General features: G+C 44.3%; 8 protein-coding genes and 3 pseudogenes. 8 read left to right on the top strand and 3 right to left on the bottom strand.

The window, feature by feature from the left end; all coding sequences use genetic code 11:
• The 5 genes and pseudogenes from BZK42_RS23835 to BZK42_RS23815 all read left to right on the top strand — a co-directional run.
• Nucleotides 1-231: pseudogene (locus tag BZK42_RS23835) on the top strand (adhesion protein); the annotation flags it as partial.
• Nucleotides 232-332: 101 nt separating this feature from the next.
• Nucleotides 333-839 carry a CaiF/GrlA family transcriptional regulator gene (locus tag BZK42_RS23830; protein ID WP_080860524.1) on the top strand — a complete coding sequence of 169 codons (507 nt, stop codon included), beginning with the start codon at nt 333-335 and terminating at the stop codon, nt 837-839.
• Nucleotides 823-1,647 (top strand): transcriptional regulator, encoded by an 825-nt coding sequence (locus BZK42_RS23825; RefSeq protein ID WP_080860522.1) that lies wholly within the window; start codon nt 823-825, stop codon nt 1,645-1,647. The genes BZK42_RS23830 and BZK42_RS23825 overlap by 17 nt, the downstream gene beginning before the upstream one ends.
• 253 nt (nt 1,648-1,900) lie before the next feature.
• On the top strand, nt 1,901-3,130 hold the full coding sequence (locus BZK42_RS23820; RefSeq protein ID WP_080860520.1) for a phosphoadenosine phosphosulfate reductase: 1,230 nt from the start codon (nt 1,901-1,903) through the stop codon (nt 3,128-3,130).
• Nucleotides 3,115-3,756: an IbrB-like domain-containing protein gene (locus BZK42_RS23815; protein WP_080860516.1), complete on the top strand. Its 642-nt coding sequence runs from the start codon at nt 3,115-3,117 to the stop codon at nt 3,754-3,756. The genes BZK42_RS23820 and BZK42_RS23815 overlap by 16 nt, the downstream gene beginning before the upstream one ends.
• 627 nt (nt 3,757-4,383) lie before the next feature.
• Here BZK42_RS23815 and BZK42_RS23805 read toward each other — a convergent pair.
• Nucleotides 4,384-5,149: pseudogene (locus tag BZK42_RS23805) on the bottom strand (IS5 family transposase); the annotation flags it as partial.
• A 115-nt stretch (nt 5,150-5,264) separates the two neighbouring features.
• Between BZK42_RS23805 and BZK42_RS23800 the strand changes: the two are divergent.
• Nucleotides 5,265-5,447 carry a transposase gene (locus BZK42_RS23800; protein ID WP_143329733.1) on the top strand — a complete coding sequence of 61 codons (183 nt, stop codon included), beginning with the start codon at nt 5,265-5,267 and terminating at the stop codon, nt 5,445-5,447.
• Nucleotides 5,448-5,571: 124 nt separating this feature from the next.
• Nucleotides 5,572-6,447: pseudogene (locus tag BZK42_RS23795) on the top strand (IS982 family transposase).
• A 4-nt stretch (nt 6,448-6,451) separates the two neighbouring features.
• On the opposite strand, the gene BZK42_RS23790 reads toward BZK42_RS23795, so the two are convergent.
• Together BZK42_RS23790 and BZK42_RS23785 are read right to left on the bottom strand one after the other, a co-directional pair.
• Nucleotides 6,452-7,288 (bottom strand): IS4/Tn5 family transposase DNA-binding protein, encoded by an 837-nt coding sequence (locus BZK42_RS23790; RefSeq protein ID WP_143329732.1) that lies wholly within the window; start codon nt 7,286-7,288, stop codon nt 6,452-6,454.
• Nucleotides 7,289-7,616: 328 nt separating this feature from the next.
• Entirely contained in the window at nt 7,617-8,519 is a 903-nt protein-coding gene (locus BZK42_RS23785) for a LysR family transcriptional regulator (protein WP_080860508.1), read from the bottom strand.
• A 327-nt stretch (nt 8,520-8,846) separates the two neighbouring features.
• Here BZK42_RS23785 and BZK42_RS23780 point away from each other — a divergent pair, with 327 nt between their 5' ends.
• Nucleotides 8,847-10,133, top strand: coding sequence for an OFA family MFS transporter (locus BZK42_RS23780; protein ID WP_080860506.1), 1,287 nt, complete (start codon nt 8,847-8,849; stop codon nt 10,131-10,133).
• Nucleotides 10,134-10,178 lie beyond the last annotated feature (45 nt).

The following is a 10,178-nucleotide window of genomic DNA, read 5'->3' as shown; positions in this document are numbered from 1 at the left end:
CTTCAAAATACAAAAGGAGAATACAATGGTTTCAGGCTATTGGTTTTGGATGAGGCAGGAACGCCGGTTAAATTCAATACGAAAGCGGATATGGGGAATATTAGTCTGGATAACGGCTCCGGTGGCAGAATTATAAAGCAATACAGGGCAAGAGTTGAACCCATACCAGGAACGGAAATTAAAACCGGGGATTTTTCGGCAGCAATGACTGTCATTGTTACTTACATTTAAAAGAATTAAGCATTAAGTTTCGGCTTTTACTAAAAAATAAAAATATTATTTGATTAAATTTTTATCTCTGGGTCTCTCTCACCCAAAAATGGAGAAGCAAAATGTCCTCTGAAAAAAAACAAAAAAGGAAAATAGCTCCTTCAGGTAATGATATTCATTATCCCGGACAGACAAACCATGATGCCTGCTATGTACCTGAATGCGTTCGACAGTATAGCCGCGAACCTCTTTATATTCTGGTTGCACACTGGTGTATGTTGCAACAAAGCTGGGTTCAGCGTAGTCAGATATCTGAAGCCTTTCACATCACCCCGAGGCGAGCCAGCTACCTGATTTCATATCTGAGGAATAAAGCATCCCGGGTGGTCTGCGTCTGCCGCCGCCAGACGTTGTCCAATAAAGCACAGCGCTATGAAATTTTTGTTGTGCGTGTCCTTGAAAACACGGCGCCGGCCCGGCGTGAAAGGACGGTAACGCCACCGGTCTCACGGCGGCGGGTGGGGAACGGAGACAGGGCACAGGCGAATGAACTGTGGAACCGGCTGCTCAGTGACCGACATGCAGGGAAAAACCTGAAAAAGGAAGACGATGATGACAACAACATTTAACCGAAAGCAGACGGCTCCGCGGGTCATCATTCATGGAGACTGCTGGCCAGTGGTGAGCGCCACGGAATATGTAATAAAAAGTCTGTACCCCGAAAGTCGGTGTGAAACCACCTTCAGGCTTATCCCCCTGTTGCAGCGACTTGCCCGGGATCCTGATGCCTTATTGCTCCTCTGTCTGCGTCCGCGTGAACATCTTTTTCTGTTTTATGCTCTAAAAAACGAGCTTCTTTGTCATCCTGTACTGATTTTAAGCGATGAACTGTTGTTCAGTGACCACGTGGTGCTTCACAGTTGGGGAAACATTCCTGCCATGCTGCACCAGGAGCTGACCGGGATCGTGGACCGTCTCCGACATGGAAAGAAGCCCGTACCCGTAAAAGACAGTCTGGTCAGCTTCCTGTCTGACCCAAAACCCGTCATGGGGAGTTTCGAGGTTCCGCTGATTTTTAATAATCCTAAACGTCTGATGAACTATATGTCGATACTGATGTTCCGGGCAACGGAAAGCTGTGGCGTAACACAAGACCAGCAAAAACTGCTGAAGGAAATTTACCGAGCCCGGTCCCCCCTGTCAGGACTGAAGAACATTCTTAACCGGGACGAAAAGAAAATTTTTCAGGACAAAAATCGCCTGCTGGTAAAACTGGGCATGAAAAACCGGTTACGTGAACTTTTGTACGGAACCCGTTTTTGTCTTTCTCAGCAGAGAACTGAGTTTATTCCTCCTGACGAAGCGAAAACGCTGTTCGAAACAGAAAGTTTTGCCGCTCTCAGTGAGGATAAAATCTGTCTGCAAAATGACATCTGAATCGTTCAGGGGGGATGACTATACCTGTACAAGGAGTTATAGCGCGTACTCAATGCCTTAAAATCCATATACAGCACAGCCTGAAACTACATCGTCAATTTATGTTCAGGACCCGTGACTTATATTACCGGACAGAAAAATGGCTTGTCTTTGTCTGTAAGCGCATCAGCCACAGTACTGACAGTATGTCCTTTTACCCTGTACTGTCAGGCACAATAATACCATTAGCACACCAGGGTCAGACGACGTCACTATGGAACGTAATCAAATACAGAAAATCAAAACCGGGGAAGATGTGCTGTCTGCGATCATACGCCGTGTGGAGTGGATATTTGATACCTTTTCTCAGGTCTGCCTGTCCTTTTCTGGCGGTAAAGATTCGACCGTACTGTTTCATATCGCCGCCACAATAGCCCGCAGAAAACACCGGCGTTTCTCCGTCCTGTTCATTGACTGGGAAGCTCAGTATCAGTGCACAATTGAACATGTGCAGATGATGCAGGAACTGTATCGTGATGTGACGGAGACGTTTTTCTGGGTGGCTCTTCCGCTGACGACTGTAAATGGTGTTTCACAGTTTCAGCCTGAATGGGTTTGCTGGGAGCCCGATGTGGAGTGGGTTCGTCAGCCACCGGCAGATGCCATTACTGATACGGCGTATTTTCCCTTTTACCGTTACGCCATGACCTTTGAAGAGTTTGTCCCGGCATTCTCGGCATGGTTCACGAACAATCAGTGTGGAGTGGCCATACTGACCGGCGTTCGTGCAGATGAATCCCTGAACCGATTCATAAGTCTGACCAGCCAGCGAAAGCTTCGTTATGCCGATGACAAACCCTGGACCACTGCCTCTCCCGAGGGGTTTTATTACACGATGTGCCCTCTGTATGACTGGAAAGCGCGGGACATCTGGATTTACCACGCCCGCACGGGGGCCATTTACAACCCGCTGTATGATCTGATGTACAGAGCCGGCGTCCCCCTGCGGAATATGCGGGTCTGTGAGCCTTTTGGCCCCGAACAGCGCCGCGGTCTGTGGCTTTATCATGTACTGGAGCCTGAAACCTGGACGCGAATGTGCGCCCGCGTTTCCGGCGCGGCCAGCGGGGCCATTTATGCTAATGAAAGTGGGGCTTATTTTGCCCTGCGCAAACGCATCTCCAGACCAGCACATCATACCTGGCGCAGCTATGCCATGTTTCTTCTCGATGTCATGCCACAAAAAACAGCCGAGCATTACCGGAACAAGATAGCGGTATACCTGCGCTGGTATCAGACGCACGGTTACCCGGAAGACATTCCGGATGAACAGGACAATGACCTGGGCAGCAGGGACATTCCCTCGTGGCGGCGGATATGTAAGACACTGATCAAAAATGATTTCTGGTGCCGGACCTTATCTTTCAGCCCGAATAAACCCCGGCATTACGAACGTTACCAGAAGCGTATGAAACAAAGGAGGAAGGAATGGGGGATATTGTAACCAGGGAGCAGGTGGCCAGACTCATTACCCGGTATTTCAGTCAGCAGATTTCAGATGAAGAAAAAGTTGCAGCCCTCAATCATTTTCGTGAAACACTTCATGAGCTCAGTCCCTTTGCCCGGGAGCCTGTGGATTTGGTGTTGTGGGTGAAAGCCAGCGAAGTGGTGGCCAACGATTACAACCCCAATGTTATGGCTGCCGGAGAGAAAAAACTTCTGCAGCGCTCACTGCAGGAGGACGGTTTTACCCAACCCGTCGTGGTATCTGAAGAGAAAGGGCAATACCTGGTTGTGGATGGTTTTCACCGGCAGCTGCTGGGCAGACGCGAGTCTGGGGCAGGAAAACGTCTTAAAGGGTGGCTTCCCGTCACCTGTATCAATCCCGAACGAAAAGGGCAGGCTGAACGAATTGCCTCCACGATCAGGCATAACCGCGCCCGGGGGAAGCATCAGATAGCGTCGATGTCAGATATCGTCAGAGACCTGGCCCGGCTCGGATGGACGGATGAACGTATTGGCCAGGAGCTGGGAATGGACAGGGATGAAGTTCTTCGACTGAAACAGATAAGTGGACTGACTGAATTATTTGAAGACGAGGATTTCAGTCCGGCCTGGACGGTTCGCTAAACAGGACAGAATCCTAGCGCCAGTATAACTATTCCGGGCGGTGACATGTCGCCCAGTAATTCTGTAATTAAGGATGATGTGTCATGTATACCAAAATTTTATTGCTGATAACCCCAGCAGCACACCTCGAGAGATTATAGCGAGGCTAGAATGCATCAAAATACCACAATTAACAATCTTACCTTTTGATTTATCTTTTCTCTTTCCCCATGCCGACGTGATTCCGGTATACCCAATGATATCTGGATCATTTCTTTGATAAATAAAGTTGTTGTATCCGGAAGCAGTAATATTATTTCATTTCTTAGTGTTGCTACGTAAGCGTCGTCTCAGCTCCGTCTGGCGAACTTTTGACATCCTGGACAAAATATCCACCACTAAATAATAGTGGGTGATAAAATGTCAGATATACAGAAAAATGTCACAGTTGGCAGGTCTAAAGGCTACCTTAATTATCCTCCTGAATTTAAACAACGGCCAAGCGGATATTTATCCAGAGCCAACGATCCTCCCCCTGGAAACACAGTGCTTTGGTGAGGACTACGTCGGCTTAATGACATTCTTTATGGTTTTGAACTTTCGAGAAAATAGATGTGGGTAATTGCAAGGCTCGCTTGTCGCTTACTAACGTGTGGCGATCCGACGGCATTCTTTCAGGCGACTAAAGCACAGCTCCACAACATTGCGATTACGATAGGTATCACGATCGAGCTACGAACGTCCGTCCAGCGCCAGTTTTTCATTGGATTTTCTTGGGATAACTGCTTTTATGCCTTTTCTTTTCAGCTCATTACGCAGTGCATGACCTGAGTACGCTCTGTCAGCCAGCACCGCATAACCACGACGCTTCATGCCGCCGTTCCGGCGCTGAACACCAATGCCGTCCAGAAGACGTAATGCGAACTGGCTTTCGTGAGACTGACCCGGGCTTAACACAATGTTCAACGGGCGAGACCGCTTCCGTCTGTCGCCAGATGGATTTTGGTGCCAAAACCACCGCGAGAGCGACCCAGGATGTTATCTCCGGTGATATCGGGATGTTTTTTTGCGCTCCGGCAGCACATTTCAGCGCACGAATATTGCTGCCATCCAGTGCGGTGGCAGACCAGTCAATAAGACGGTTTGCGTCAAGTAACGTAAGTAACCTGTTGAAAATAATGTTAATCACTCCCGACTTCGACCACCGGTTAAAGCGGTTATAAACCGTTTTCCATGGCCCATATCGCTCAGGTAAATCGCGCCATGGCGAGCCTGAACACAGCACCCAGAACATACCGTTGATGATATTTCGATGTTCAGCCCATGGTAGTCCGGGCTGTGGAGATGTGGGTTCAGCAGGCAGCAAGGGCTGGATGATACTCCATGATTCATCGGGAAGATCGTAGCGGGCCATAGCTCAATGTGTTGGGGAAACAGGTAGTTACTATAACTCAGGATATTAAGGGACACAGCCTAGTTCTGGATAATGCCCTGGTTCACCGTGGAATTGATGACATAACCAGAAAAAGATGTCTTTTCGAGCACAATATGTGCCTGCCTACAGCCCGGAACTGAACGTAATCGAAATGGTATGGAAGAAGGCGAAATATCACTTGCGGCGCTTTATCAACTGGAACAAAGAAACACTGGAGTCTGAGCTGGAGAAATTACTGGGGGCTTATGGTGATGGCTTTGCAGTTAATTTCTCCTGACTACTTAATATAACCTGAGTTCGGGATAAGGAAATGTGTAGTTGATTGATTTAAATAGAAAAAAACTCCTTTTCGTTGTTAAATCTGATTTTCAAAGCAAGATTTCACAACTCAGGGAGTACCTGTGGACTATATTACCGAACTTTACTGTCTCGTCGATGATTTCTGGCAATCCGTCAAAGAACAAATCGATAACTACATGATTTAAAATGATAAAAAACACAGAGGTCGTCAATCCATACTTTCGCTTTCAGAGATGACAACGCTGGTTATTCTCTTCCACTCCATGAGATTTTGACAATTTAAGAAGTTTTATCAGTACGTTAGTATATTTATGCGCAGGGAGTTTCCTCGTCTGCTGTCTTACAATCGGTTCATTGAACTCATGCCCCTGTGTATCGTTTTGTTAACGGTGCTGTTTGATTCTCTTAAAGGATCATGCTCAGGAGTCTCAGTCGTTGATTCCACTCCGCTGGCCGTTTGCGATAATCATCGTATCAGTCGTCATAAAGTGTTTGATGGATACGCAGAACGGGGTAAAAGCTCCACAGGCTGGTTCTTCGGATTCAAATTACACGTGATTATTAATCATCCCGGTGAAATAATCAGTGCCCGTCTGACTGCCGGAAATGTTGATGACAGAAAACCAGTACCGGATATGGCGAGTGGTATTTTTGGCGATCTCTTCGGTGACAAAGGTTATTTATCTAACTCGCTGAAAGAAAAGCTAAAAGACATGGGAATCAATCTCATCACTAAAGTCAGAAGAAATATGAAGAAGGTGACGCATACTGACTTTGAAAAAGCGGTACTCAGTAAGCGATCTGTTATCGAAACCGTTTTTGATGAGCTTAAAAATTTGTGTCAGATTGAGCATGGTCGGCACCGTTCAATTAATAACTTCATAGTCAATTTATTATCCGGACTGGTTGCGTATTGCCTGATGGACAAGAAGCCCAGCCTGTCAATAAGTACATCAGCCCCTGCGTTGGTAGCATGATCGCTTATCCCGAACTCAGGTTAACCTCATGGTTTTTCTCATTCTCATCCCGCAGAACAACATTATGAATACATTTTACTGACTCATTCTGCATTTCATCAGAAATAGTGTGCTTCCCATCGCCAGCAAGTCTGTTAACACAAGTTCTTACCAGAAATGACGTTTCAAGCTCCCGGGATAAACAAAACAGCTCATAAATGTCGCTTTCTCTGTCGCCAACATGGACACAACGTTCTGGACTTTGCAGCAAAGTCATCGATTGGCGCAGGCTATCAAGCCACCTGATATTTTCTTTTTCTTCAACAGGTACGCGGGTCGGATTGTTTTTCCTTTTGAGGGCGTTGGCACCTTTAAATTTTCTGCGTGTCCAGAATTTTATTGCTGATAACCCCAGCGGCACACCTCGCGAGGTTATCGCGAGGCTGGAATGCATCAAAATACCACAATTAACAATCTTGCCTTTTGATTTATCGTTTCTCTTTCCCCATGCCGACGTGGTTCCGGTATACCCAATGATATCTGGATTATCCCTTTGATAAATAAAAGTTGTTGTATCCTGAAGCAGTAATATAGTTTCATTTCTTAGTGTTGCTACGCGCTGTCGCGTGGACTCAAAATGTCCCTTCAGAATGGCAGATTCATCAACATGAGAATTTGAAAGAAACCGGTAAGCCGCTTTAGTTCCAGCCCAGTCCTGACAGGCAAACGGAATCGTGCTTCCTATATTTTTCCAAAAATTCGCCATGAGCTCACGAAATTGCCGACCGAGTCTGCGATCATTGAAACTACTTTCGTCAATCTCCTGAGCTAACCATTCTGTATCGCCTTGAGTTTCAACCATATTATTCCATTAGTTGAAGCCAGTAAGAAACTTTAGGTTTTTTACAGAAGTCGTGAGTAATTACAAGGCTGAGACGACGCTTACTATTATCCAGTATATTGATTTAGCTCAATTAATCACTAAGTATATTTTTTCATGGATGATATGAGTTTATCTATAAATTATATATAACTACAGCATGCGGATATATTTAATTAGAGAATGAAAATTATCGGGGGGTAATGTTATTAATAATGATTTAACAATGTGATTTTTTTATAAAATGCCCCTGATATATCAACGTATTTCCCCCGAATATTAATAATATTCGGGGGAAATACGAACATGCTTATACCTGAACCTGGCACCACTGTTTAATCAATGTCCATATGGCAGAGGCTGCCGGGGAAAGGGAACGATTGTGGCGACGGGCCAGTTGCAGACGTCTTGTTTCTGGTGGACATAATTGACATATACTCAGGCCAGTGTCCATGAGTGATGGTAATGCCAGTTGTGGGATAACTGAAACACCGATACCTGACTGTAAAATTCGAAAGATTGTTGATACATGGCCAAGTTCCTGAACGATATGGGGAGTGACTCCGTGACGCGCAAACACATTATCAATTAAAGGGCGACTACCTGAAGCATAATCGAGCAAAACCAGTTCTTCATTCTGCAGTTCACTCCATTTAACCGTTGCCATCTGTGCAATTTGAGCATTTTCCGGTACTACCAGACAAAATGGTTCTTCCAGAACCGTTTCAGTATATAGATCCGGAGGCAATGATGGTTCGACTATTACACCGAAATCAACTTCGCCATTTTGTATCATCTGGATTGTTTTTTGCTGAACCTGGTCATGTATTATCATGTTGATTTGTGGGTATTTATTGAGTGCCCTTAAAATACATCCTGGCATGATACCAGCAGAAATCGTTGGGCTGGTGGCTACATGTACTAATCCACGCTGTTGCTCTCCCCGGCTTCTGGCATTACTCAGAGTGGTTTCAAGTTCTCTCAGTAAACGTCGGAGTTCTACGGACAGATCTTCACCTTCCTTCGTTAATAATACTTCTCTTGTTGTTCTGTCGAATAATCTGATTCCCAGTTCATTTTCCAGTTCGCTGATACTGTGGCTCATTGCTGATTGCGTCAGACCAATCACACAACCTGCACGGCTGAAGCCATGATGCTCAGCGACGGCCAGGAAAATGCGTAACTGGCGTAAAGATATATTTGAAATATTCATGATTTTAAATCATCCATAGATTAAAAAAAAACATTTCCCTAACTGACATTTATAGGTGTTAATAAAAATCAGAGTAAGGATAAAGAGGTTATAGACTATAAAAAATTGGAGTAATAGAGATCTGCATCAAACTAATAAAATTATAAGAAATTTTAATTTTATTAGTTCAAGGGGACTTTGTTCTTGTTAACCTTATATAGCTGGGGGTTAATACAGACCATTATTGTTTCAACAATTATGAACTAGGTAATTAAAATTATTTTTATGAGTATCAGAAATATTGATATCAACACTTTATTTTTAAATTCCTGGTTCTGGAGATATAGGATGAATACTATTGCAAGCACAAATTTCAGTAATCGTACTGATAAGGAAATATTAGGTTTTAGTAGATGGTGGATGTTTGTCCTCGCTTTTCTGGCTATGTCTGTGATTAGTCCGTATGAGTATGCATGGTCAGTGATCGCCCCGCATCTGGGAGACATTTATGGATGGGAATCCACTAAAGTATCATTAATGTTTACAATGTTCGTTATTTGCCAGGCATTTGGTACATTACCAGGTGGTATTCTACGTGATAAATTTGGTCCAAAGCTGGTTTCGGTCATTGCAGGCATTTTTTCCGGTATTGGTCTGCTGGTTTGCGCATTTGGTCAGACTTTTTCCTACGGTGTTGTCCTGGTGGTCTGGTGTATCGGATGTTTTTTTTGCGGATTTATTTATAATGCGGCTATTACTACCTGTAATAAGTGGTTTCCTGATAACAGAAACATAACTACAGGGTTGATGTCTGCGGCGTTTTCCTGGGGGGCATTACCCTTTATTTTCCCTATTCAGAGCATTCCAAAGAATGCTCCGGATAGCACTTTTTTTAATGTTATTTTTGTCATGGCAGCCATCATTTCTGGCGTAATTATTATTACAGGACTGTTTATGAAAGATCCCCCCAAAGGATGGACCATTACTTCATTGAAAAGTAAAAAGTTAACTAAACGTCCTTGCGATAAACAATACAGTATGGGCGAAGCAATGTCTACATGGCAGTTTTGGGTACTGATTGTGTCTTTTGTGCTGGTTTCAGGAGCTGGGTTAACCTTTATTTCAAAAAGTATCAAATTTGCTTCAGCATTTCATTTTAGTCTGGCTGCTGGGACAGTAATGACTATAGGTATTGCTATTACAAGTGGTTTGAGTCGGGTGGTTGCTGGCTGGATTTCTGATAAGATAGGCGTAGATAAAACGATGACGATATTTTATATCTTCTGTGGCCTTTTCTCTTTTTTAGCTTTGTATTTTGCTGAAGTGGGAAGTTCTACGGGGTTTATTACAAGTTGCATTATCTCAATATTTTTCTGGGGAGCACTTTACTCACTGTTCGCTTCAATTGTTGGATATTATTATGGTGAGGTTGCTTCCGGATCTAATTACGGTATGCTTTATGCTACAGCAAAGGGACTCGGAGGGATTTATGGTGGAGTATTATCAGCATACCTGATTTCGACTTACGGCAATCCTTTTATAATCATTGTTTCATCTGTCATGGCCTTGCTTTCCGGATTTATTCTTCTTCCTCTCTGGAAGCATCCTCCAATATGGAAAGCTGTAAGAAATTAATTGTGGTAAATGTAAATTAATAGTCTGTTTATTTTAAATAATCTC

The sequence above is a fragment of the Citrobacter braakii genome (genome assembly GCF_002075345.1).
GTDB classification, from domain to species: domain Bacteria; phylum Pseudomonadota; class Gammaproteobacteria; order Enterobacterales; family Enterobacteriaceae; genus Citrobacter; species Citrobacter braakii.
The sequence above is the reverse complement of the archived record's forward strand: the minus strand, read 5'-3'. Positions and strand labels throughout refer to the sequence as shown.

Excerpts from the sequence above, each read along its gene's own strand:
- BZK42_RS23830 (WP_080860524.1), top strand. The coding sequence starts at position 333 with ATGTCCTCTGAAAAAAAACAAAAAAGGAAAATAGCTCCTTCAGGTAAT.
- BZK42_RS23825 (WP_080860522.1), top strand. The coding sequence starts at position 823 with ATGACAACAACATTTAACCGAAAGCAGACGGCTCCGCGGGTCATCATT.
- BZK42_RS23820 (WP_080860520.1), top strand. The coding sequence starts at position 1,901 with ATGGAACGTAATCAAATACAGAAAATCAAAACCGGGGAAGATGTGCTG.
- BZK42_RS23815 (WP_080860516.1), top strand. The coding sequence starts at position 3,115 with ATGGGGGATATTGTAACCAGGGAGCAGGTGGCCAGACTCATTACCCGG.
- BZK42_RS23800 (WP_143329733.1), top strand. The coding sequence starts at position 5,265 with ATGTCTTTTCGAGCACAATATGTGCCTGCCTACAGCCCGGAACTGAAC.
- BZK42_RS23790 (WP_143329732.1), bottom strand. The coding sequence starts at position 7,288 with ATGGTTGAAACTCAAGGCGATACAGAATGGTTAGCTCAGGAGATTGAC.
- BZK42_RS23785 (WP_080860508.1), bottom strand. The coding sequence starts at position 8,519 with ATGAATATTTCAAATATATCTTTACGCCAGTTACGCATTTTCCTGGCC.
- BZK42_RS23780 (WP_080860506.1), top strand. The coding sequence starts at position 8,847 with ATGAATACTATTGCAAGCACAAATTTCAGTAATCGTACTGATAAGGAA.